At 37.3% G+C, this 23,884-nt stretch carries 20 protein-coding genes; 11 read left to right on the top strand and 9 right to left on the bottom strand.

The window, feature by feature from the left end; translation table 11 throughout:
- The first annotated feature begins 157 nt into the window (after positions 1 to 157).
- Positions 158 to 1,723, top strand: a complete 1,566-nt coding sequence (locus A33S_RS0109950; RefSeq protein ID WP_017176812.1) for a hypothetical protein — start codon at positions 158 to 160, stop codon at positions 1,721 to 1,723.
- Between the two features lie 306 nt (positions 1,724 to 2,029).
- Here A33S_RS0109950 and nagB read toward each other — a convergent pair whose 3' ends face one another.
- Positions 2,030 to 2,764, bottom strand: coding sequence for a glucosamine-6-phosphate deaminase (gene nagB / locus A33S_RS0109945; RefSeq protein WP_009383872.1), 735 nt, complete (start codon positions 2,762 to 2,764; stop codon positions 2,030 to 2,032).
- A 294-nt stretch (positions 2,765 to 3,058) separates the two neighbouring features.
- On the opposite strand from nagB, the gene A33S_RS0109940 reads away from it, so the two are divergent.
- From A33S_RS0109940 to folE2, 3 genes are read left to right on the top strand one after another with little or no spacing between them, the layout of a single operon-like run.
- Positions 3,059 to 3,436: a YojF family protein gene (locus A33S_RS0109940; RefSeq protein WP_412093819.1), complete on the top strand. Its 378-nt coding sequence runs from the start codon at positions 3,059 to 3,061 to the stop codon at positions 3,434 to 3,436.
- Between the two features lie 12 nt (positions 3,437 to 3,448).
- Positions 3,449 to 4,108 carry a bacillithiol biosynthesis deacetylase BshB2 gene (bshB2, locus tag A33S_RS0109935; protein ID WP_009383870.1) on the top strand — a complete coding sequence of 220 codons (660 nt, stop codon included), beginning with the start codon at positions 3,449 to 3,451 and terminating at the stop codon, positions 4,106 to 4,108.
- Between the two features lie 18 nt (positions 4,109 to 4,126).
- Positions 4,127 to 5,005, top strand: coding sequence for a GTP cyclohydrolase FolE2 (folE2, locus tag A33S_RS0109930; RefSeq protein WP_017176811.1), 879 nt, complete (start codon positions 4,127 to 4,129; stop codon positions 5,003 to 5,005).
- Positions 5,006 to 6,131: 1,126 nt separating this feature from the next.
- Here folE2 and A33S_RS0109925 read toward each other — a convergent pair.
- Entirely contained in the window at positions 6,132 to 8,294 is a 2,163-nt protein-coding gene (locus A33S_RS0109925; RefSeq protein ID WP_017176810.1) for an MMPL family transporter, read from the bottom strand.
- Between the two features lie 146 nt (positions 8,295 to 8,440).
- On the opposite strand from A33S_RS0109925, the gene A33S_RS0109920 reads away from it, so the two are divergent.
- Positions 8,441 to 8,986 carry a TetR/AcrR family transcriptional regulator gene (locus A33S_RS0109920; protein ID WP_009383866.1) on the top strand — a complete coding sequence of 182 codons (546 nt, stop codon included), beginning with the start codon at positions 8,441 to 8,443 and terminating at the stop codon, positions 8,984 to 8,986.
- A 354-nt stretch (positions 8,987 to 9,340) separates the two neighbouring features.
- A complete protein-coding gene (locus A33S_RS0109915) occupies positions 9,341 to 10,057 on the top strand; it encodes an epoxyqueuosine reductase QueH (protein WP_026049003.1) in 717 nt (238 codons plus the stop codon).
- A gap of 685 nt (positions 10,058 to 10,742) precedes the next feature.
- Here A33S_RS0109915 and A33S_RS0109910 read toward each other — a convergent pair.
- The 3 genes from A33S_RS0109910 to tadA all read right to left on the bottom strand — a co-directional run bounded on the left by A33S_RS0109910 (position 10,743) and on the right by tadA (position 12,784).
- The gene (locus A33S_RS0109910) at positions 10,743 to 11,312 is read right to left on the bottom strand and encodes an NADPH-dependent FMN reductase (RefSeq protein WP_009383864.1); all 570 of its coding nucleotides are present in this window, start codon (positions 11,310 to 11,312) and stop codon (positions 10,743 to 10,745) included.
- Positions 11,313 to 11,316: 4 nt separating this feature from the next.
- A complete protein-coding gene (locus A33S_RS0109905) occupies positions 11,317 to 12,204 on the bottom strand; it encodes a Cof-type HAD-IIB family hydrolase (RefSeq protein WP_009383863.1) in 888 nt (295 codons plus the stop codon).
- A gap of 94 nt (positions 12,205 to 12,298) precedes the next feature.
- Positions 12,299 to 12,784 carry a tRNA adenosine(34) deaminase TadA gene (gene tadA, locus A33S_RS0109900; protein WP_009383862.1) on the bottom strand — a complete coding sequence of 162 codons (486 nt, stop codon included), beginning with the start codon at positions 12,782 to 12,784 and terminating at the stop codon, positions 12,299 to 12,301.
- 274 nt (positions 12,785 to 13,058) lie between these two features.
- Here tadA and A33S_RS0109895 point away from each other — a divergent pair, with 274 nt between their 5' ends.
- Both A33S_RS0109895 and A33S_RS0109890 read left to right on the top strand, forming a co-directional pair.
- Entirely contained in the window at positions 13,059 to 13,721 is a 663-nt protein-coding gene (locus A33S_RS0109895; RefSeq protein ID WP_009383861.1) for a deoxynucleoside kinase, read from the top strand.
- A 186-nt stretch (positions 13,722 to 13,907) separates the two neighbouring features.
- Positions 13,908 to 15,104 carry a DUF819 family protein gene (locus A33S_RS0109890; protein ID WP_009383860.1) on the top strand — a complete coding sequence of 399 codons (1,197 nt, stop codon included), beginning with the start codon at positions 13,908 to 13,910 and terminating at the stop codon, positions 15,102 to 15,104.
- Here the strand turns inward: A33S_RS0109890 and A33S_RS0109885 are convergent.
- The 4 genes from A33S_RS0109885 to A33S_RS0109870 form a co-directional block, all read right to left on the bottom strand.
- Positions 15,093 to 15,773: an HAD family hydrolase gene (locus A33S_RS0109885; RefSeq protein ID WP_009383859.1), complete on the bottom strand. Its 681-nt coding sequence runs from the start codon at positions 15,771 to 15,773 to the stop codon at positions 15,093 to 15,095. The two genes, A33S_RS0109890 and A33S_RS0109885, sit on opposite strands and share 12 nt — an antisense overlap.
- A gap of 98 nt (positions 15,774 to 15,871) precedes the next feature.
- Entirely contained in the window at positions 15,872 to 16,951 is a 1,080-nt protein-coding gene (locus A33S_RS0109880; RefSeq protein WP_009383858.1) for a branched-chain amino acid aminotransferase, read from the bottom strand.
- A 506-nt stretch (positions 16,952 to 17,457) separates the two neighbouring features.
- Complete coding sequence (locus tag A33S_RS0109875; protein WP_009383857.1) at positions 17,458 to 18,411, bottom strand: NAD-dependent epimerase/dehydratase family protein; 954 nt, start codon at positions 18,409 to 18,411, stop codon at positions 17,458 to 17,460.
- Between the two features lie 661 nt (positions 18,412 to 19,072).
- Positions 19,073 to 20,263 carry a glycine C-acetyltransferase gene (locus tag A33S_RS0109870; RefSeq protein WP_017176809.1) on the bottom strand — a complete coding sequence of 397 codons (1,191 nt, stop codon included), beginning with the start codon at positions 20,261 to 20,263 and terminating at the stop codon, positions 19,073 to 19,075.
- 127 nt (positions 20,264 to 20,390) lie between these two features.
- Between A33S_RS0109870 and A33S_RS0109865 the strand changes: the two genes are divergently transcribed.
- The 3 genes from A33S_RS0109865 (at position 20,391) to A33S_RS0109855 (ending at position 23,512) form a co-directional block, all read left to right on the top strand.
- Positions 20,391 to 21,557 carry a M20 family metallopeptidase gene (locus tag A33S_RS0109865; RefSeq protein WP_009383855.1) on the top strand — a complete coding sequence of 389 codons (1,167 nt, stop codon included), beginning with the start codon at positions 20,391 to 20,393 and terminating at the stop codon, positions 21,555 to 21,557.
- A 282-nt stretch (positions 21,558 to 21,839) separates the two neighbouring features.
- On the top strand, positions 21,840 to 22,715 hold the full coding sequence (locus tag A33S_RS0109860; RefSeq protein WP_009383854.1) for an ABC transporter ATP-binding protein: 876 nt from the start codon (positions 21,840 to 21,842) through the stop codon (positions 22,713 to 22,715).
- On the top strand, positions 22,712 to 23,512 hold the full coding sequence (locus A33S_RS0109855; RefSeq protein ID WP_009383853.1) for an ABC transporter permease: 801 nt from the start codon (positions 22,712 to 22,714) through the stop codon (positions 23,510 to 23,512). Before A33S_RS0109860 ends, A33S_RS0109855 begins: the two co-directional genes overlap by 4 nt.
- The last annotated feature ends 372 nt before the right edge of the window (positions 23,513 to 23,884 follow it).

Raw genomic sequence — 23,884 nt, 5'->3', positions numbered from 1 at the left:
TGTAAAGTGGTAATTGCGTGCAAGAACGTGTGATTGCATTAATTTAGACGTTCATTAGACGGAACCCTTTTGAATTTTAGCGATTATTTGATATCACAAAATTATGTCGCATATATGATAACATTATAGTATATCAAAGCATGTTGAGGGTGATGGTATGTATTATGAAAAGCAGGAAATTAATACGAAATCAGATCGTTTCTTGAACATTTTAGAAGATGAGATGAAGCAGCATCTTAAGAATGACGAGACTTTAATAACTGTGGACCGTTCGAAGAAAAGACAGTCGTTCTACATCACGATTATGGAACGCGAAAAAGCACGTTTTATCACCTTTCGTATTAGTGATCATCGCAATAAAATCTTTTATAAACCAATTAAGTCCTTTTTCTATACGTCCTTTGATAGCGTTGAATATTTAATGCAAGAAATCCGTGTATTTCTAGATAATCATAATAAAGATAATTTTAACTATGAGCATTATTTCTTACTGAGAGTACTTTACGAAATGTCGCCTGATAAGGTTGCGATACGAATCAGTGATACGAAACTTATCAACACAGCTCAATTCTTTGAAATGAAATTTAAGCAAGAGGTCTACAGAAATCGCATTCTTGAAGATAGTTTGATACTCGATGGTCAAATCACTAAAATACTGCGCATCTTATTACAATACGGTCTCGTCGATCACATCAAAGGCCAAAACGTGATGCGTATATCTAAAACAGGATTCAGGTTTGTAGATGAATTCCGGTCGCTTTATGAACGTCGTTTTGTAGACGATTATCATAGAGATCTAGAGAAACATCTTGTATTACCAACGATTCATAAATATGAAATTGATGATAAAACCGACCTACTTATCGATTATGACAAGCTTGAGTTAAGTAGGTACTATGTTTATGCGCTATATGATTTAGACCGTCATGATTTATTACATATTGGATATTCGAATCAATCTCTTTATTATAGCGATTTTGATGGTCATCGCGAAATGCTTGGTGCCTATGGTGTTAAGCTTCAAAATAAGTTAATCGATATTCGAGAGAAAGGTCATTTAAAACTGTCGAAAAGTATCATTATGAATGATTTAACAGAACGTGAAGCAAGCAAGATTCAACAGGCATTTATGAACCATCATCAAATGATATCGCCTAGTGAACTTAGATCACACGTGAGTACGAAGTTCTTTAGCATCAACGCGAATCATCACGGCAATGTGGTACCTTCGAGCTACAATCATTTCTACGGTATCGGTGCTGACCTTCAACTAACGATGAAACACGAAACTTTAGAAGCACGAGATATTATTTATAATGTTCTCGTGGTCAAAGTCGAACCAGGCGAAGAAATAAAATTGCACCACTTAAAGAACCCTTTGTCGAGCCGTATACAAAATCATGTACTATGTCAAATTGAAACCAGTGAATCACGTGCTAAAAAGATCGACTATATACTCGCCGTTCACCCGCATAATGGGATTATTGTTGCTGTATATAAAGTGAACAAGAAACGTAAACAACCCTATATTAAGGAGATTAATGAAGACGGTAAAACGAAATATAAGTTTAATTTTAAAGTTGGCGTTAAGCCGATGAAAACGTTTATGGGTAAGCGTATTTTAGACCGAAAGCGTTACAAACTATTAAATTACTCATTTATGGATGCGGAAGGTAAGATGAAAGATGGTAGACGCCGATATGCCTTTATAGGGTTTGAGTAGATGGATGGAAGTAGTTATTATCCAAGCACTAAACGTTTTAAAGCTTTACTTATGGCGTATTCATAAAATTAAAAAAATACGTAGCACATGCGCTACGTATTTTTTAGTTTCAATATATCACTTTTTGATACGTCTTGTAATAAACTTTCGTTGTCTTAAATTCGCATTTTTTGAAATAAAAGTGTACCCCACTTTAGATTGTTGTTTCAAAGATTTACCTAGTTTCTTTAAATGTCGTCTATCGCACACGGTAAACGGGTTATAGTAAGTTAGTAAATCGAAAAAGAATATCACGGTTATTGCTCCTTATTTTTCTTTATCTGGCATGGCTCCGTCATCGACATAAACTTCTACGTTCGGGTGTGCATGAAGAATGGTTGCAGGTACGTCTTTCGTAACGTCCCCTTTAATGAGTGCTTCGATAGCTTTTTGTTTCTTTTCACCAAAAGCAACTAGAATTATACGTTTGGCTTTTAAAATAGAAGAAAGGCCCATGGATATCGCCTGTTTAGGAACGTCATCACGTGTTTCAAAGAAGCGGCTATTTGCTTCGATTGTACTTTCAGTGAGATCTACGATGTGCGTCACGCTATGCATGTCTGTTCCAGGTTCGTTAAAGCCGATATGACCGTTCTCACCGATGCCTAAAATTTGGACATCGACTGGTCCTTTCTCATTTATAAGTTGTTCATAGCGATGAGCTTCCTGTTCAAGATCAGGCGCAACGCCGTTAGGAATATGAAGTAGCGATTCTGTAAAGCCATCATATTGTTTGAATAAAATATCGTTCATGTAGTAACGATAACTTGCTTCATGCGTGCCGTCTAAACCAACATATTCATCTAGATTGAATGTTTCGAGTTGAGAGACGTCTAATTGATTTCTCTTTAAAAGGTCTACTAAAAACTTGTAGATATCTACCATTGTACCACCCGTGGCAAGTCCTAATTTACAAGTTGGGCAGTGTAAGATGGTTTTATATATTTCACAAGCGACATAAAATGAAGCATAACTTCTTGTGCCAAGGTTTGTTATTTTCAAAAAAGATACCTCCATTCGCCGATTTCAAAAACGATGCATGTTCAGTCGGTTATAGTCGTACTTATCAAAGTGCAGTGACAATTTCATCTTTAATATATCATGTAGCTTTTTACAGTCAATGAAGAGGTCGCTCATTTTCATTATAATGGGGGATATCTCAACCAATATATAGTATGTTATGATTTAATCGTGCTAATGTATAAGAATGCAAATAAATGAGATACGTTGCTTTTTAAAAATTGAGCAGAGAGGTACATTTCCCTCTCTTTTTTTAGTAGAATAGTAAGATATACAATGCAAGGAGTGAAAGCGTTGGAACCGATTAACAAAGATAAAGTGCAATCTTTATTAGAATCCTATGAAAATAAACCTGTTTACCTACACGTTGAAACAACGAATGGCTCTTATGCGAGTCATTTCGATGATCGTGTCTTTAATGCGGGAACGTTCTTACGTAATATTGAAGTAACGTTTACGCATGCTGAATTAAAAGGCGGACTTAATGATCCGTACCGTGTTGGTTTAAAATTAAACAACAATGGATGGGTTTATGTTCAAGGTCTTACTCACTTTGAGGTTAACGAAGATGATGAATTTTTAATTTCAGGCTTAAATTATGAAGGTAAACTTGCTGCTTCACTTCAAATCAGCGAAAAGCCTTTTCAAATATAGGAGGAAGATGACATGTCTTTAGAACGACACGTACTCGTAATTTTCCCACATCCAGATGATGAAACATTCTCATCTGCTGCAACTTTAGCTAAATATGTAGACAGTGGTGTGCCTGTAACGTATGCATGTTTAACGCTCGGTCAAATGGGCCGTAACTTAGGTAACCCACCTTTTGCTACACGCGAATCGTTAGCTAAAATTCGCGAAAAAGAACTTGAAGATGCAATGGATGTTATTGGTATCACGGACTTACGTAAAATGGGATTACGTGATAAAACTGTAGAATTTGAACCTAAAGAGGAAATAGATGCAATGGTTCAACAATTGATTGATGATGTAAATCCATCACTCGTTATTTCTTTCTATCCAGGACATGCTGTTCACCCTGACCATGAAGCTACGGCTGAAGCGGTTGTACGTACGATTGGCCGTATGGAAGCATCACAAAGGCCGAAAGTTCAACTAGTCGCATTTAGCCACGATGCCTATGATGTTCTTGGTGAACCTGACGTTGTAAATGATATTAGAGACTATAAAGAACGTAAAATTCGTGCATTCGAAGCACATAGATCACAATCTGAACCAGTATTAAAACAGCTTGATGAAGCGTCTACTGAAGGTACACGCGGTTTCTTTGAATATGAAACATACTGGACATATAACTTTGAATGATAGGTGGAGGCATAAAGCATGACTGAATTTGATTTATCTACACGTGAAGGAAGATGGAAACATTTTGGCTCTGTAGATCCTATTAAAGGTACTAAACCTACCACTAAATCTGAAATGACTGATCTTCAAAGCACGCATAAAGACTTTCTTTTTGAAATCGAGGAAGTAGGTATTACGAACCTTGTCTATCCCGTGCTAGTTGACCAGTTTCAAACTGCTGGAAACTTTAGCTTTTCAACGAGTTTAAATCAGGATGAAAAAGGCATTAACATGAGCCGTATTCTAGAGAGTGTAGAAAAACATTATGATAATGGTATTGAACTTGAGTTTCATACCTTATATCGATTATTGAAAAGTCTACAAAGCAAAATGGAACAACGTGACGCAGGACTTGATGTTAGCGCGAAATGGTTCTTTAACCGCCTTAGCCCTGTTACGAACATGAAAGCGATTGGGCATGCTGATGTAACGTACGGCATGGCGATTGAAGATGACACTGTGACACGTAAAGAACTTACAATTAAAGCGATGGTAACGACGCTTTGCCCTTGTTCGAAAGAAATTAGTGAGTACTCTGCGCATAATCAACGTGGTGTCATTACGGTTAAAGCGTATATTAATAAAGAAGAAGAAATTATTGATGACTATAAAGATATTATTTTAGATGCAATGGAAGCGAATGCAAGTTCACTGTTGTATCCGATCTTAAAGCGTCCGGATGAAAAGCATGTAACTGAAACTGCTTATGAGAATCCAAGATTTGTTGAAGATTTAATTCGCTTAGTAGCTGCGGACTTAGTTGAGCTAACATGGTTAGATGACTTTGATATTGAATGCCGTAATGAAGAGTCTATTCATCAACATGATGCCTATGCGCGTTTGAAACATCGTAAATAGGATTTTTCAGGTCCGTATGTGCGTTTTGGCGTCGGTCGGACGTTAAATTTTATATAAGGAAAGCCTTCTAGAGTGGTGCAACACTTTAGAAGGCTTTTTTAATTTGGGATATTTTAGGATTAGAGCGGAATGGAGTTATTAAGGAGAGGTGTCAGATGATCGATTTTTGAGGCGATTGTTTTAGGGGGGCGTTATGCGATAGAAATTTTAAACAATCGCATAAGGGTGCTGTTGTGCGAAAGATTTTTCAAACAATCGCATAAGGACACCGTTACGCGATAGAAATTTGAAACAATCGCATAAGGACGCCGTTACGCGATAGAAATTTGAAACAATCGCATAAGGAAGCCGTTATGCGATAGAAATTTTAAACAATCGCATAAGGACACCGTTACGCGATAGAAATTTGAAACAATCGCATAAGGAAGCTGTTACGCGAAAGATTTTTCAAACAATCGCATAACGGCTGAAGTACCCTATAGTGATCTAAAGCTAGATGTATGACAAACGGATCAATAATCAGAAATTTTCGTTGACGAAAATTTTCCTTATTACAAAGACTGACGTCAACAATGTAACATGGGCGCCTTGCTACAGAGACTTACTTAAACAATGTAATATGGGCGCCTTGTTACAGAGACTTACTCAAACAATGTAACATGGGCGCCTTATAACAAAGACTGACTCAAACAATGTAACATGGACGCCTTGTTACAGAGACTTACTCAAACAATGTAGCATGGGCGCCTTATTACAAAGACTGACACAAACAATGTAGCATGGACCTCTTATTACAAAGACCCTCTCAAACAATGTAACATGGGCGCCATGTTACAAAGACTGACACAAACAATGTAGCATGGGCGCCTTGTTACAAAGACTCTCTCAAACAATGTAGCATGGGCGCCCTACTCCTAAAGAAGTCGTGACCCCCTTAAACACGTTTAGGATTTATGCCATGAACTAACCTTATTATTTTAGAAGTTCGCCCTCTTAACTCGGCTTAAATACCCTTCACATAGTCCGAACCCCTATACATAAAAATAACCTTGCGCTTGAGCTTGGCGATTACTTGAAGCAATCCAACCAAACCCTTACGCAAGGTTAACGAAAGTTATATCTTATATTATTTCTTGTCTTTTAACGATTTTGTAAGTGCATGCCCTTCGATATCGACGTGCGGTAGAATACGTTTTAACCATTTAGGCATATACCATGATGCACGTCCGAAGAGTTTTGTTAGTGCAGGAATGATTGTCATTCTGACTACGAATGCATCGAATAAGACACCAAATGCAAGCGCGATACCCATTGATTTAATCATGACATCGTTTTGGAATACGAAGCCGATGAAGACACTGAACATGATTAATGCTGCAGCTACTACAACGGGACCACTTTCTTTAATACCAGTACGGATTGAACGGTCGTTATCTTGAGTTGACGTATAAGCTTCATGGATACGAGACATTAAGAAGACTTCGTAGTCCATCGCTAAACCGAATAATAACCCAATTGTGATTACCGGTAAGAATGCAAGTATTGGACCTGTCGTATCAATACCAATGAGGTTCGCGAAGACACCGTCTTGAATGATAAGAGTCGTAAATCCAAGCGTTGCTAGTAATGAAAGTACGAAACCTAGCACAGCTTTTAACGGAATAAGGATTGAACGGAAGACTACCATTAAGATGATGAATGCGAGTAATACGATAACGCCTGCGAATAATGGAATAGCTTGATTAAGTTTATCTGACATATCGATGTTAATCACACTTTGACCAGAAAGTTCTGTATCGATATCGTATTTGTCTTTCGTATCATCTTGATAATCTCTTAAGTCGTGAACTAAGTTTTCAGTAGATTTTGCGTTAGGTCCCTTTTCAGGAATAACGGTAATTAATGCATGATTTTGATCTTTACTAATTTGCGGTTTAGACGCCATCTTCACGTTATCCATGTCGTTAATGTGTTTTACAATATCGCCTAAATCTTTTTGTAATGCTTGCGGATTATCTTTTTTATCTGAGATGTCAGCTAGCATAACGATTGGGCCGTTAAACCCTTCGCCAAAGTCATCTGCAATGATATCGTAAGCTTTCTTTTCAGTTGAATCTTTCGGTTTCATACCATTGTCTGGAATACCTAAGCGCATGTGTGAATAAGGAATTGCGAGTGCACCAAGTAAGATGACACCAAGTAACACTGCGATAATAGGTTGTTTTAAAATGACTTTTGACCAGAAATTATCTTTATTATCAGTATGCTTATCTTTCTCTTTAACTTTAATGCGTTTGTGGAAGACGCTAATAAGTGCCGGAATTAATGTAATCGCACTTAAAATAGCGAGTAACACTGTAATCGCTGACATGTAACCCATCATACTTAAGAAATCGATGCCTACAAGTCCTAGACCACAAACGGCGATTAGTACAGTAATACCTGCGAAGATCACGGCACTACCTGCTGTACCGAGTGCGATACCTGTCGCTTTAATTGGATCTTTCTCAGTTGCTTTGACCTTCTTAAAGCGGAATAGAATGAATAAAGCGTAATCAATACCGAGTGCTAAACCAATCATGACTGCTAGAGATAGTGTCACGTTCGGAATATCGAATGCATACGTTAGTAATGCGATGATGCCGACACCACTACCTAAACCGACAAGTGCACTGATGATAGGTAAACCTGCCGCAATAAGTGATGCGAATGTGATAAGTAAGATCACGAATGCGACACCGATACCAATAGCTTCTGAGGCACCGCCCATTTCTGATTGCGAGTTCATCGCGTTACCAGTCATTTCGATTTGTAAATCATCACTTTCCACTTTCTCAGCTGCGTCTCTTACTTTTTCAATAGATTTTTTATCAATAGACGTCATTGAAACGTCATAATTTACATCCGCAAATGCAGTTGTTTGTTTCTCGTTGATTTGCTTTTTCTCGTAAGGGTCCACAACAGATTCAACGTGTTTGTCATTGTCTTTAATGTCTTTCAAGAGTTCTTTAATATCTTTCGTAACTTCAGGCTTTGTTATGCCCTTCTCGTTCTTATCTTTAAATACAAGTCTTATGTTGGCCTTTTCGCTGTCTTGATCAAAAGCCTTTTCAATCTTGTCATTCGTATCAAGCGACTGAAGTCCAGTCATCTTAATATCATTTTGAAACTGTGGTTTATTTATCGATAATGGAATAATGATTGCAGCGAGTATGATAACCCACGCTAAAATCGTCATCCACTTATGTTTAGCTAGAAATGTCCCTATGCGATACAACATCTTAGCCATAATTTGCCCCCTTTTATATTCAACGTTATAGTTTAACCATACACTGTATATTATCTCTATACATATTTTAAAGCGTTTAAACACAATATCATAGGTATATTTTCGAATATGTGTATAGATAAACTACAAAAAAGGAGAAGTGTAGAATGAACAACAAAGATTTACGCGTGATTAAAACTAAGAAAGCTTTGTCTGAAGCCTTGTTTAAGCTATTGACGAAACATGAATTTTCTACAGTTTCTGTGAATCAAATTTGTAGAGAAGCACTCGTTCATCGGACAACGTTTTATAAGCACTTTTACGATAAATACGATTTACTCCTTTATTTATTTAAGGAAAAGACCGAAGATTATTTTAAGGTTGATTTGAAAACACGTATAAATGCGCCATTTACCTCTTTTATGAAATTAATGGATGAGAATACAAAAAACGTCGAACGCCGTCAAATGTACGATGCGGCATTCAGGTCAACACTTGTAAACCACTTCATTGATTTATTTAAAAAGGATATTAAGGATAATGTGAGCCGTATATCTGTAGACCCTAAAGTGCCCGAAGATGCGATTTTTTATATCTACGGTGGTTTGTTAAGTGGTATGACACAATGGGTTGATGAATATCAAGTTGACAAAACCCCTTCTGAACTCGATGATATCTTCCATCGTGTTGTTAACTTAGAAGTTAAGGATTGAGTATAGAGGTTTAAAGCGGAGATTGAGTACGATGACTTGGTAGGAATGATTTAGTTCGGAGATTGAGTACGATGGCTTGATAGGAATGATTTAGTTCGGAGATTTGGTACGGGTAAAGTAGACGTGGATTTAGCAAAGAGATTTTTACAGAGATAGTGCTAAGAGGCGTGTGAGCTTCGGAAATTGTGTGTAGCTGCCGACTTTAGGTCTTCTGAATTAGTGATGTTGTTGGATAAGGGCTTTTCACATATAAATGAAGTTATCGGTGAAGGGCTTTTCACAAGGGAGTAGAAATATTGACAACAACCATATAATATTAAAATATATTTAAATTTATGGGAGAAGACGATGACACTGATTACAGCGAATGATATATTACCGAAGATGAAGTATCAGAAGATTAATTACGATAGGGTCTTGAAGAAGATGATTGCGTCGTGGGCGCGGCATGACCAGCGTCCCTCCATCCTGCTGCATAGTTGTTGTGCGCCGTGCAGTACGTTTACGCTCGAATATTTGTGTGCGCATGCGGACGTCGGGATTTACTTTGCGAACTCGAATATTCATCCGAAATATGAGTATCTGCGTCGTGCGAAGGTTCAGAAGGCGTTTATTGAGGCATTTAATGCGCGAACTGGCACGGATGTGAAGTATTACGAGGCGCCGTACGACCCTAAGTCGTTCATGAAGATGGCGAAGGATAAAGGTGTGATGGACGAGCCTGAGGGCGGTTTACGTTGTACGGCTTGCTTTGAAATGCGCTTGGAAATCGTGGCGGAAGCTAGTGATCGCTTAGGTTACGATTATTTCGGAAGCGCGTTGACGTTGTCGCCAAAGAAGAACGCCGAACTTATTAATCAGTTGGGTCTCTCTGTGGAAAAGGACTTTAAGGCATCGTATCTTCCGAGCGACTTTAAGAAAAATAATGGCTACCAAAGGTCAATTGAAATGTGTAACGATTATCAGATTTATAGGCAGTGTTACTGTGGTTGTGTCTTCGCAGCAAAAGCCCAAGGTATTGACTTGAAAGCTGTAAATGCTCATGCAAAAGCGTATGTGACAGGCGATTAATTTAGCGGATAGGTCTTGTTTGAAGTATAGAGGTGCCGGTACATTCTTTAATAGAATGAACTGGCTTTTTTTGTTTGATAAGGAGCAGGTGTGTTGAGGTAAGTTGAAAAGAGTTGGATTAGCAGTCGCCTTTAGGTTAAGGGTAAAAATTAAAGCGTCAGTATGTATAGTTTCGGTGCCATGTTACATTGTTTGATTCAGTCTTTGTAATAAGGCGTCCTTATTACATTGTTTGATTCAGTCTTTGTAACAAGGAAAATTTTCGTCACCGAAAATTCCTGATTGTTGAGTCGTCCGTGAACAAATTATTTTAGATCTCTATAGGGTGCAAAGGCCGTTATGCGATTGTTTTTATTTTCTTTCGCATAACGGGGCCCTTATGCGATTGTTTTATTTTTCTTTCGCGTAACGGCTCCCTTATGCGATTGTTTTTATTTTCTTTCGCGTAACGGCTCCCTTATGCGATTGTTTCAAATTTCTTTCGCGTAACGGCGCCCTTATGCGATTGTTTCAAATTTCTTTCGCATAACGGCGCTTCTCCCTACTACGTACATAATCCTTAGAGCTAACGGCGCCCTTACCTCAAAACCATATACCCTTCAAACCGAAGGCCGGTGCCCTTACCCGCAGCCTCGCTCAAATGAAAAAGACGGAAGCACTCAAGCTTCCGTCTTCCTTATTGAAATTATTTTAAATGATCATACGGGGCATTGTTGACGAATGATACGATTTGGTCTACGAATAATCGCGCGCGAAGTTGGAATTCTTCGTCTTTTAAATAGCGCTTACCGTCTTCTGTTTTACCGTAATCATGGTCGTGTGTAGCGATTTGAGTTGGTACGGCAATGCCGAGTAATGTTCTTACGACTACGCGTAAGTGAGATAATGGCTCTGAACTTACAATACCGCCGCTGTTACATACAAGACCTACTGGCTTCATTTTGAAGTCGTCCATCGTTAAATGGTCTAAAGCATTTTTCAAGTTACCTGAGAATGTACCATGGTAGTTCGGCGTACCAAGGATAAAGAAATCCGCTTCACGCGCTTTTTCTTGAAGTTCTTTTGCATGTTGTTGATATGCTTCAGGCACTTCATTAACGCCAGTAAAGTCTAGTGTATGAATTGGCTTTTCAGCAAGATCAAAAATTTCTAAATCACAGCAATCGTGTGTATTAAATTGCCCAATTAAATATTGGCCTAACGCTCTTGTGTGAGAGTTCTGTTGCGCACTCCCTATAATCATTAAACCTTTCATTAATTTATTCACCTCTAAAATCTAATCCGTTTTCTTCTTTTAATAGTTTGAAAATGGCATGTGCGACACCACTTTCTTCATTAGTTAACGTTACTAATGTCGCAGCATCTTTAACTTCTTCTACTGCATTATTCATTGCTACAGGATATCCAACACGATTTAACATTGATAAATCATTGCGGTTATCACCTATAGCCATCACGTGTTTCATATCAATACCGAGTTGGTCCGCGATTTCACCTAACGCAATCCCTTTCTGAGCGTCAGAATGCGTAATTTCTAAATTGCCACGTGATGAAGATGATACTGCGAGATTCGTACTTTCGCTCAGTAATCGATTCGCACGGTCAATTTTATCTAAATCAGCATCGTATGCCAATAGCTTCATGATAATTTCGCCTGGCACAGATTCGATTTGGTCATAATTATCAACGACCTTTAACGTACCATTGTCGATACGTTGTTGAATACCGGCGCGAATTTTAGCTTCGTCACCTTTTTGCCCGGCCTTTCGAGCGATATCCATATATATTTCAAGGTCACGTTCAGGATCCTCAGTATAAATACCAAAGTTCGTATATACCTGATAATAAATGTTCTCAGCATTGAGCACGTTACGAATCTTCTGTAGTAATTCGTGATTCAAACTAGAAGTGTGCAGAATATCGAACGACTCATCCCTAACTTCGGCACCATTTAAACAAATGTAAGGTACCTTTAACGCTGTATCTTGAACAGGTCCATTCGCTTCATAGAATGCACGTCCTGTTGCAATAACAACTGGAATACCATTATCCTGAGCGAATTTGATCGCATTGATATTATCCTCTGTAATTTCGTGTGCAGCGTTTAATAAAGTCCCGTCCATATCTGTAGCAATGAGTTTAATCATGTGACGCAAATACCTCTTTTCTTCTATGCTTTAAGAACCAAATCTAAATATTACGATTAAGAATTATTCTCATATAGACCTAGTTTAACAAACTTTAGTGTTCCTGTATGCTTTTATGTTTGCGTTTTTTAGCTCTCAATTCTCTGAAAAAGCCCTTTAGAATATCGCTACATGCCGCTTCTAAAACCCCTGTTTCAACCGTAGCACGATGGTTAAATCGAGACTCCTCTAAGAGGTTCATGAGACTACCGCAACAACCTCCTTTAGGGTCTTTAGCACCGTACACCACATGCGGTACACGGCTCATTACAATTGCACCTGCACACATTACACAAGGTTCTAACGTCACATATAACGTACAATCTTCTAAACGCCAAGAACCAATATATTTAGACGCTTCAGTAATCGCGATGTGTTCAGCATGAGCAGTAGGTAACTGATCAGATTCACGCATATTATGCCCTCTCGCGATAACCTCACCTTTATGAACAACGATTGCCCCAATCGGTACTTCGCCTATTAAAGCTGCCTTTTTAGCTTCTTCTAATGCAATATTCATATAAAATTCATGACTTCTCATATGTCGCACACCTCAAATGTGTTAAACTCTTTATGTTCTATTTTAACATTACGTATATCACTCATGTGAAAAGTTCATTCGAAAATAGTAAAAACATGCGCATGAATAATAATTTGAAAAATGATACACATGAGTAATTGACAAATGAATCCATAATGATACACATGAGTAATCGACAAATATGAGAAACATACAATCATATATGTATCAAATTAACTTAAAAATGGAGTTAATGTTCATAAGGACTTTTTCAAGAAAATGGAGGAATTTAAACATGCATCAAACTACAATACCAAACGACGCGGTCATTACGATTGCGGGGACTGTTGGCGTTGGTAAGTCAACCTTAACGCGTGCGTTAGCTGAGAAGTTAGCGTTTCGGACTTCCTTTGAAAATGTGGATCATAATCCGTACTTAGATAAATTCTATGATAACTTTGAGAGATGGAGCTTTCACCTTCAAATCTTCTTCCTGGCAGAACGCTTTAAAACGCAGAAGAAAATGTTTGAATATGGTGGCGGTTTCGTGCAGGATCGTTCGATTTATGAGGATGTCGACATCTTTGCGCGTATGCATCAGGAGCAAGGTACGATGACGAATGAGGATTTCGAAACGTATCAGTCGCTCTTTAACGCGATGGTTCTGACGCCTTACTTTCCGAAGCCTGACGTATTGATTTACCTTGAAAGTGACTTCGATGGTATTATGGAACGTATTCAAGCTCGAGGGCGTCAAATGGAGCTTGACACGGACATAGATTATTGGAAGCGATTATATAAGCGCTATCAAGATTGGATTGACAGCTTTAATGCGTGTCCTGTTGTACGCGTTGATATTAATGATTATGACCTTAATGAATCGATTGATAGTATCGACCCAATTATTGAGAAAATTGCGCGCGTCATTGAGACCTATCGCAATGTCGATAAGCGATGAAATGCTAGTTTGGTGAACTGTGACAGTGAATATTGTATAAACTCAACTTTTAAAATGCCTGTATTGTCGTTGTGACAATGTAGGCTTTTTATATTTGTAATATTAATTTAGAGAGTTTAATTTTCAGTATTTTCAGACAAATGAATATTTTGGTATACTTAATTTATTATAAAGGGGGATGGTATTATGATGCATTTAGGTAGCACATTAATTGCAGATAATGATTATTGGACTTTATGGGCAATTATAATTAGTTGTGCTTCTATAAGTATTATTTTAGAACATAAATATAAATGGGCTAATTTAATATCAGGAGCTATATTAGGTTTACTTAGCGCAATGTTATTATCTAACCTGAAGATCATACCTACTGAATCACCAGTTTATGATACAGTTTGGAAATATATAGTACCTCTTGCTATACCACTTTTATTATTTCAAGCTAACATTATAAAAATTTGGAAACAAAGTAGAAGGTTACTTATTATATTTTTGATTAGCGCATTAGGAACAGTAATAGGTGTAACTTTGGCATATGTTCTATTGAATCCATTTATACCACATTTATCTAAAATAGGTGCAATGATGACGGGTAGTTACATTGGAGGAGGCGTGAATTTTGCTGCTTTGAGTGGTAAATTCCAAGCTCCAAGCGACCTTATTTCATCTACTATAGTAGCAGATAATACTGTTATGGCCTTCTATTTTATGATATTACTTGCTTTACCAAACTTACCTTTTATTAAAAAATATTTTAGAAGCAATGACTTAGAAAATAATCATTCAAAAAACGAAGATTATTGGAAGCCTAAAACAATAAAACTTACCGATATAGCCTTTGCTATAGGGATTGCTTTTATAATAGCAGCCACAAGTTTCAAATTATCCGAAATTCTTAAAAATATTTTTCCAGAGGTGCCTTACCTTAAATTTTTAGAAGTATTCATAACAGATCCTTACCTATTAATTACAACATTCACGCTAGTTATAGTTGCAGTATTTAACGACTTTTTCGACAAACTTTCAGGTGCTAATGAAATCGGTACATTCTTAATTTATATTTTCTTTGTAGTTATAGGAGCACCAGCTTCATTAATTATTATAATTAATCATACACCTCTATTATTTGTGTTTGTAATAATCATTCTTATAAGTAATATTACAACAACCTTAACTTTAGGTAAGCTATTTAAATTTAGTATTGAAGAGATAGTACTTGCAAGTAATGCTACAGCAGGTGGACCCACTACAGCTGCAGCATTAGCTATAAGTAAAAATTGGAATAGTTTAGTTGGACCTATTCTAATTGTTGGCACTCTTGGATATGTGATTGGTAATTACATCGGTACACTCATATATCACTTTTTAATTTTAATTCCTTAGCAATTCCGGTAAAGCAGTGATGTCATCTATAATATGCGTCGCGTTGTGTAAGGTATCACGGTCGCCAATGCCTGTTAGAACGCCGATTGTTTGAGCGCCTACACGTTGCCCAGTTTCAATATCAGTTGGTGCGTCGCCAATAATGATGATGTCATCTTGGGTGCAATTTGTTTCTTTGAAAAAGGCCTCTAAGACACGTGGGTCTGGCTTCTCGAAGCTCTTCTCATCAGTTGTAATAAGATAGTCGAACATATCGGTTAAATCAAAATCGTTTAGAAACTTCTTAGTGCCTACTTGATTATCACTTGTAATAATGCCTAATCGATGTCCTTGGGCTTTTAAAGAGGTGAGGGTTTCGACGACACCTGGAATTAAAGTCGTCTCGGGATTACGAGATGAAATCAGACGCTGACTCGTCTTCTTGGTCCACTCGGATACGTCTTGTTGTGCATGATGATTGAAGCACTGAATAATATCGTCCATCGTGCCTTGAGCCATGATACCCCCTGGCACAAACTGGTGATCTTTAACGCCAATGTCGCGGTATACGCGATCCTTATCATGAATATGATATGTCTCGATAAAGTCATCTATCATTTCAATACCGATTTCAACCCACGTCTCATCGTATTCAATGAGCGTGCCGTCTTTATCAAAAAGTAACCACATGTGCTATCCGCTCCTTTGGTTAAAATTATAACAAATCGCACATAAAAATACCCAATGCCTACTGTTAACTAGACATTGGGTACTTGGAATAATTAGATTTAGCGATATTGTGGAACTACAACTCTCCAACCTTCAGGGTCTTCAAGTGAACCGTTTTGGATACCTGTATATTTCTCATAAAGTTCTTTTGTAATGTCGCCTGTTTCAAAGTCGTTAACGATCATTTCACGGTCTTCGTATTTAAGTTTACCAACTGGTGAAATAACTGCTGCAGTACCTGTACCGAATACTTCTTGAACATGACCTTCGTCATATAAATCAAATAGTTCATTTACTGCAATATGGCGCTCTTCTACGTCATAACCTAGTGATTGCGCTAATGCGATAACTGTCTTACGCGTAATACCTGGAAGGATACTACCGTTTAATTCAGGTGTTACAAGCTTGCCATCAATAACGAAGAAGATGTTCATACTACCTACTTCTTCGATATACTTACGTTCTACACCATCTAACCATAATACTTGGTCATAGCCGTTATCGTTCGCAATTGTTTGAGCTTTTAAGCTTGCTGCGTAGTTACCAGCAACTTTCGCGTTACCTACACCGCCACGTACTGCACGAACATGTTCATCTTCTACGTAGATCTTAGTAGGTTTTAAGCTTTCGCCACCATAATAAGAACCTGATGGTGAAAGAATGATTAATAATTTGTATTGCTCTGAAGTACGAACACCTAAAACAGGTTCAGTCGCGAATACGAATGGACGAATGTATAATGAACGTCCTTGTCCTGTTGGCACCCAGTCACGCTCTACATCAACAAGTTGTTTTAAGCCTTCTAATAGCTTTTCCTCGTCGATTTGAGGCATTTCTAACTTTTCTAATGAATGATTCATACGTTTAAAGTTTTGGTCTGGTCTGAATAATACAACATCATCTTCTGATTTATAAGCTTTTAGACCTTCGAATACCGCTTGGCCATAGTGTAGACCTTGCGCGGCTGGAGACATTTCAATTGAACCGAAAGGAACAATTTTTAAATCATGCCATCCTTTTTCTTTATCATAATCATAACTTAACATGTAATCTGTAAACGTTTCACCGAACGTAAGATCCTCTTCATTAGGTTTATCTTTAAGCGTTTCACGTTCAACAAGTTCTATCTTTTCTGACATGATATATTTCCTCCAAACATCATAAAATTTTTCTAATATATAAAAGTATAACAGTGAAGTTTACAACCATCAACGAATTTTCAAATAATTCATAAAATTTATGTATTCACTGCTTCTACCCTTTAAGCTAAAGTGACTCTATTCATCTGTACCCGAATTTTAAGTTCTGAAAAGTATTGGTTTGAGGATGTGCTTTTCTTTAAAAATAAGGGCTTTATCTCGATGTCTCATATAGTAGAGTCTTGAGTAGTTATCGTACTTGTCTCTTTATAATGGAGGCCCATTTTGATGCAAAGTTGCGAGTGTCCATCAGGCTTGTCTTTTAAAAAAGGGAACCCTATCTTGATGCAAAGTTACGAGTGTCCATCAGGCTTGCCTTTTAAAAAAGGGAAACTATCACGATCTTAAAAGAATGCAAAGTTTCGTTTCATATCTTTGGTGAGCGTCCCTTATTAGAAAAGGACTGAGACATGCTTAGTGTCTCAGCCCAGTATTTCATAACTCGCTTATTTACTTTCTTTCTCTTTGATAGCGTCTAACATTACTTTCGTCATTTCTTCTAAGTTGTATTTAGGATCAAAGCCCCACTCGCCTCTTGCACAGCTCACGTCAATCGCGTTTGGCCAACTATCCGCAATCGCTTGACGGTCTGGGTCTACGTCATAGTCGAGTTCAAAGTTAGGCATGTGTTCTTGAATCGCTTCTTTAACCATTTCAGGTTCGATACTCATACCACTTAAGTTATAAGCGTTACGGTGAATAAGTTTACCGCCGTCCGCTTCCATAAGTTTAATAATTGCGTCGATTGCATCGTCCATGAACATCATATCCATAAACGTACCTTTGTCGATGTAGCTTGAATATTTACCATTACGAACCGCTTCGAAGTAAATTTCACAAGCGTAGTCTGTCGTACCGCCGCCTGGCTCTTTAATGTATGAGATTAATCCAGGGAAACGTACACTTCTTGTGTCTACATTGAATTTTTCGAAGTAGTAATCACATAATAATTCGCCACTAACTTTGTTTACACCGTACATTGTTGTAGGACGTTGGATTGTTTCTTGAGGTGTATTGTTCTTAGGCGTAGTTGGACCAAATGCACCAATTGAACTTGGTGTAAAGAATTGCATGTTGAATTCACGTGCTGTCTCAAGCGCGTTTAGTAAACCACCCATGTTTAACTCCCAAGCAAGTAGTGGTTTCTTCTCAGCTGTAGCTGATAATAAAGCTGCCATGTGCATCATTGTGTCAGCTTCAAAAGATTTGGCAAGTTCTTTCATTTTGTCCATGTCCGTTACGTCTAGGATTTCAAAAGGACCTTCTTTAATGACAGAGTCCGCTTCTGGCTCTCTAATATCTGTCGCAAGTACATTATCATTACCGTAGATCTTACGACATTTCGTTACTAATTCCGTACCAATTTGTCCTAAAGCACCTGTAATCATAATTCTCTTCATATTCAAAACTCCCCATTGAATGTACGCCATGGAATGTGCGTTGTATTTCTCTGACGTACATTATTTCTTTATTTACTTAATTTTATCAAAATTAGGTCAATTTGTATACTCAGAGCATACAGAACGAGTTGGAATGGGTAGACGTCCGGTACGGGAGAAAGCCCTTTGTTCGATTGATTGTAGGTAGCTTCAGGTGGACGAGGAATCAGGTGGTAATGGGCTGTTTGAGGGGTACCGGGGTGAGTATCTGGACTCCTTATGCGATTGTTTTTGATTTCTTTAGTGTAACGACGCCGTTATGCGATTGTTTTTATTTTCTTTCGTGTAATGACGCCGTTATGCGATTGTTTTTATTTTCTTTCGTGTAATGACGCCGTTATGCGATTGTTTTTATTTTCTTTCGTGTAATGACGCCGTTATGCGATTGTTTTTATTTTCTTTCGCGTAACGGCTCCCTTATGCGATTGTTTCATATTTCTTTCGCGTAACGGCTCCCTTATGCGATTGTTTCATATTTCTTTCGCGTAACGGCTCCGATAAAAGTGTTTACTTAAATCCAAATAAAAAAACCATAGGCCTGGCCTATGGTTTCCGCTCTATCCAAATAAGAAACCAACCAAGATCGCACATGATCTTGGTTGGCTCATTATAAATCAATATCTTATTTAATAATTTCTAATTCCTTACCAACTTTTTCGTATACTTTAAGTGCTTCGTCTAGCATTTCTTTAGTATGAGCTGCTGTTGGCATATTTCTTACACGACCTGTACCTCTTGGAACCGTTGGGAATACGATTGATTTAACGTATAAACCTTCGTCTTTTAAGCGGCTACTGAATTCTTGTGTTTTCTTCTCATCACCAATGATAACTGGAGTGATTGGTGTTTCAGAATCACCAATATCAAAGCCTAATTCTTTAAGGCCTTTTTTAAGATAGTTACCGTTATCCCATAACTTGTCGTGTAATTCAGTTGATTCCATTAATTTCTCAACTGCTTTAGTGATTGCTTTTGTATCACCAGGCGCTAGTGAAGTTGAGAATAAGAATGGACGTGATTGAGATTTTAACCAATCGATAAGTGATTGAGTACCTGCAACATAACCACCTACTACACCGATTGCTTTTGATAATGTACCCATTTGGAAGTCGATTTTATCTTGTAGACCAAAGTGTTTAACTGTTCCTGCACCTTTACCCATAACACCTGAACCGTGGGCATCGTCAACGTAAGTTAATAAACCGAATTCTTCAGCGATTTCAACGATTTCAGGTAATTTAGCTACGTCACCGTCCATAGAGAATACACCGTCTGTGATGTACATAACTTTGTTGTATTCACCTGATTCTACAGCTTCTTTAGCTTTAGCACGTAAATCTTCCATGTCAGAGTGTTTAACGCGGATGATTTTGGCTTTTGATAAGCGGCAACCATCGATAATAGAGGCATGGTTAAGCTCGTCTGATAGGATTGCATCGTTTTTATTCATTACAGCTGAAATAGCAGCCATGTTACAGTTGAAACCTGATTGGTAAGCAACTGCTGCTTCAGTACCTTTGAATTTAGCTAAAGTTTGTTCTAATTCTTCGTGAAGATCTAATGTACCGTTGATAGGACGTACTGCACCAGCACCTACACCGTGCTTATCGATTGCTTCTTTAGCCACTTTCTTTAAGTCTTCGTCTGTAGCTAGACCTAAGTAGTTATTTGATGATAAGTTGATGTACTTTTTGCCGTCGATTGTGATTTCAGGACCATTCGCACCTTCAATAATATCTATTTCGTTGTATAGACCGTTATCCTTAAGGTATTGGATATTCTCGTCTAAAAAGCTTTGAAGTGTTTGAACCACTTTAAATCCCCCTCGTATTATTTTTCTCATATCTATCATACAATATTTTTCATAGGGTGGAAAGCTAAGGCATTTGACGCTACAATTATACGTAACATTAAAAGTCATAGCGAAAGAGTGAGTAACATTGAAAGATTGGTTTCAACTAGCAAGAAATTATGAAGCAGATATGATTGAGATACGACGCTATTTGCATCAGTATCCTGAATTGTCTTTTCAAGAAGTGCACACACACCACTTCATCCTACAAGAACTTAGGAAACTCGACTTTGAAATAAATCCTCGCGTAGGCAAGAATGGGATTACTGCCACGATTAAAGGACATGGAGACGGTCCTACGATTGCCTTTCGAGCAGATTTCGATGCGTTACCGATTCAAGATATGAAAGAAACGTCGTATAAATCTAAGGTGCCTGGCGTGATGCATGCATGTGGTCACGACGGTCATACCGCGATATTGTTAATCGTCGCACGCTTACTGCATGAACATAAAGCTCAACTTAAAGGGAATGTGGTACTCATATTCCAATATGGGGAGGAACTGAATCCTGGTGGCGCAACTGAAATGATTCAAGATAACTGTTTAGAAGGCGTTGACCGCATTTACGGCAATCATTTGTGGAGTGGTTATCCAACTGGCACGATTCACACGCGAAACGGCGCGATGATGGCTTCTCCTGATGAGTTTAATATCACACTTCATGGAAAAGGCGGGCATGGCGCGAAACCTCATGAAACGATTGATCCTATTGTGATCTTAGCTGAGTTTGTATTAAGCGCTCAAAAAATCGTTTCAAGAACGCTAGATCCTGTTACTGAGGCAGTCATTTCATTTGGAAGTATTCATGCTGGGGACGCAGATAATGTGATTCCTGATAAAGCAACGCTTAGGGGTACCGTGCGAACGTTTAGCCCAGAAACACAGCAACATGTTTATCACAAGATGGATAAGTTGCTTCAAGGCTTAGCGCTTGCGAACGATATTACTTATGAATTTGAGTATGATAAAGGGTATTTACCTGTTTATAACCATGAGGCCCCTTATGAAAAGATTAAGACTGCTGCGAATGAACTAAACTTCAGATATCAGGATGCTGATCTAATGATGGTTGGTGAGGATTTCTCACACTATTTACATGTACGCCCTGGTGCCTTCTTCCTTACAGGTTGTGGCAATGCTCAAAAAGAAAGCACGTGGCCGCATCATAGTCCTAAATTTGATATTGATGAATCCGCGATGAAATATGCGGTAAGTATGTTTATGAAGATTCTTGAAGTAGAAAAAGTGTTGTAGAAGTTTAATTCGATTAGTCCTAATATGAGAGGATTAATCGAATTTTTTAGTATACCTTAAGTTAAGAAAGATAATAATTATGTATTTTATATGATAAATCAGAAATATACTTGACTTTAGCACACATGTATTATTACACTCAGACTAACAATTAGAGGAAGACTAATTTACCTAATATGAATGATTATAAAAAGTGGAATCATGAATTAACTAAAAACTATTCTTCATTCAATAAAGTTTGTCCTGTAATTGACGACTTTTATTTAAGAAACAGGTGATACTATGACACCAATAATTCAAATACATCAATTAACTAAGCATTACGGACAAACACTTGTTTTCGAAAACCTGGATTTAGAGATTAAACGCAACCAGATCACATGTTTACTCGGTGAAAATGGTGCTGGTAAATCAACACTAATGAAATGCATCGTCAATCTCGTTATACCTGACAATGGTAGCATTCGTATTGATACCGATATTAAAAATATCGGATGCATTTTAGAAGGTGAGCGTAATATTTATTATTACTTAACTGTGTATGACAACTTATTTTACTTTGGAAAATTGAACCGTATTAAGAAGCACATCCTTGAGCATCGCATTAAAATCGTATTGAATCAACTTAATTTAAACGATAAAAAAGATAGCTATGTGAGTCAATTATCTAGAGGGATGCAGCAAAAGGTAGCTTTAGCAATATTACTTATCAAAGAACCTGAAGTCCTAATATTAGATGAACCTACTTTAGGTTTAGATGTACAATCGACGGATGAATTACTGAGTTACTTAGTTACATTAGTCGCATCAGGTAAAACAATTATCTTAACAACGCATCAGATGGAGATCGTGGAACAAATTGGAGATAACATCCTGATACTACGTGAGGGTAAGATATGTTTTTCAGATACGAAACATGCTTTATTGAAGCAATATAATAATCAAAATTATGTTGAGATCGAAACGACAGTGCCGATATCAAATTACGTACTTCCCTACTTTATATTCGTCGATGATTATCATTTCCGTGTATGTATGGATGATTTACCAAACGCGTTACATTATTTAGAAAAAAATACTATTAGAACTAAAGACATTTACAAAGTTGAAAAATCTTTAAGAGATATCTTTAAAGAAGTTATGAGGGATACACCATGATAGACGTTTTCATAGCAGAATTTTATAAGTTTAGAGGCATGTTTAAAAGGTACTACATTGATTCCATATCTGAAATCATTTCTTACCTAATATTATTTGTTGGATTAACATTTACTATTGTATCAACGACCACAACGACTCAAAACATGTTGTTACAATTAGTGATTGGAATATTCATCTGGTATATCGGTATTAATGCGATTGCTATATTTTCCTTTATATTACAAGAAGAAATGCAACTCGGTACCTTAGAGCAAATTTACCTAACTCAAACGCGTTTATCTCAAATGCTACTCGGCCGTGCAATTGGATCTTTCGTGTTCGATGCTATTGGGGGCGTCATTTTATCATCTCTAACTATGATAGTCATCACTATGTTAGGTTCAAACATACCCTTTCAATTACATGATTTACGACAATTGTTTGACTTAAGACTCATTATAATTCTTATTATGACAATGATAGGTATTTATGGCTTCTCATTTATCCTTGCCGGGTTGTCGATTATTTTCAAACGTATATCAGCAATATCAGTTATATTGAACTATATCTTTCTATTCTTCACAGGCTTACTTCTTACAGACAAAACATTACCACCATTATTAGATGTTTTCTCTAAAATATTACCAATTACATGGGGCATTATAAATATAAAGGATTTGTTAAACGAAAACCTTCATATTACACACCTCATAATGCTCATCGTTCATTCTGCAATATATCTGATCCTAGGTCTATTGATATTTCATTATTGTTCCTATATAGCACGTAAAAAAGGGACATTCAATCATTATTAGTATTAAGAAACCGCCTAAAGATAAAAATGTGCCAGCCAATAGAAATCAAAAAACAATTCCCAAATAAAGATTTGAACGCCAAATGATTCATATATCCTTACATCACTTAGCCTACTCTTGCATTTACTATCTCCTACTAAAAACCATAATAAATAAACTAATTAAATAACCTATAGCGGAAAATATAGCAATTGGAAAAACGATATATTCTATAGGAAACAATAAGATACCGATCAATATACCTAAAATAGTACCTATAAGCATACAAACAGGAATGACGTAGTTAAATGAGCTATTTTTATCTCTGTTATTGCTCATAATCTTCTCCTCTTTTTCATATGTATTTTCGAAATTCGATTATGTATAAAAAAA

The sequence above is a fragment of the Staphylococcus massiliensis CCUG 55927 genome (assembly GCF_000298075.1).
In the GTDB taxonomy this organism is placed as follows: Bacteria; Bacillota; Bacilli; order Staphylococcales; family Staphylococcaceae; genus Staphylococcus; species Staphylococcus massiliensis.
Note: the sequence above shows the minus strand (reverse complement) of the source record. Positions and strands in the feature narration are given on the sequence as shown.

Bases quoted from the DNA above. Each gene is read 5' to 3' on its own strand.
- A33S_RS0109890 (WP_009383860.1), top strand. From the start codon at position 13,908: ATGATGCATTTAGGTAGCACATTAATTGCAGATAATGATTATTGGACT.
- A33S_RS0109920 (WP_009383866.1), top strand. From the start codon at position 8,441: ATGAACAACAAAGATTTACGCGTGATTAAAACTAAGAAAGCTTTGTCT.
- A33S_RS0109860 (WP_009383854.1), top strand. From the start codon at position 21,840: ATGACACCAATAATTCAAATACATCAATTAACTAAGCATTACGGACAA.
- A33S_RS0109925 (WP_017176810.1), bottom strand. From the start codon at position 8,294: ATGGCTAAGATGTTGTATCGCATAGGGACATTTCTAGCTAAACATAAG.
- A33S_RS0109885 (WP_009383859.1), bottom strand. From the start codon at position 15,773: ATGTGGTTACTTTTTGATAAAGACGGCACGCTCATTGAATACGATGAG.
- A33S_RS0109895 (WP_009383861.1), top strand. From the start codon at position 13,059: ATGCATCAAACTACAATACCAAACGACGCGGTCATTACGATTGCGGGG.
- A33S_RS0109910 (WP_009383864.1), bottom strand. From the start codon at position 11,312: ATGAAAGGTTTAATGATTATAGGGAGTGCGCAACAGAACTCTCACACA.
- A33S_RS0109875 (WP_009383857.1), bottom strand. From the start codon at position 18,411: ATGAAGAGAATTATGATTACAGGTGCTTTAGGACAAATTGGTACGGAA.
- A33S_RS0109950 (WP_017176812.1), top strand. From the start codon at position 158: ATGTATTATGAAAAGCAGGAAATTAATACGAAATCAGATCGTTTCTTG.
- A33S_RS0109905 (WP_009383863.1), bottom strand. From the start codon at position 12,204: ATGATTAAACTCATTGCTACAGATATGGACGGGACTTTATTAAACGCT.
- bshB2 (WP_009383870.1), top strand. From the start codon at position 3,449: ATGTCTTTAGAACGACACGTACTCGTAATTTTCCCACATCCAGATGAT.
- A33S_RS0109940 (WP_412093819.1), top strand. From the start codon at position 3,059: ATGCAAGGAGTGAAAGCGTTGGAACCGATTAACAAAGATAAAGTGCAA.
- folE2 (WP_017176811.1), top strand. From the start codon at position 4,127: ATGACTGAATTTGATTTATCTACACGTGAAGGAAGATGGAAACATTTT.
- A33S_RS0109855 (WP_009383853.1), top strand. From the start codon at position 22,712: ATGATAGACGTTTTCATAGCAGAATTTTATAAGTTTAGAGGCATGTTT.
- tadA (WP_009383862.1), bottom strand. From the start codon at position 12,784: ATGAGAAGTCATGAATTTTATATGAATATTGCATTAGAAGAAGCTAAA.
- A33S_RS0109880 (WP_009383858.1), bottom strand. From the start codon at position 16,951: ATGTCAGAAAAGATAGAACTTGTTGAACGTGAAACGCTTAAAGATAAA.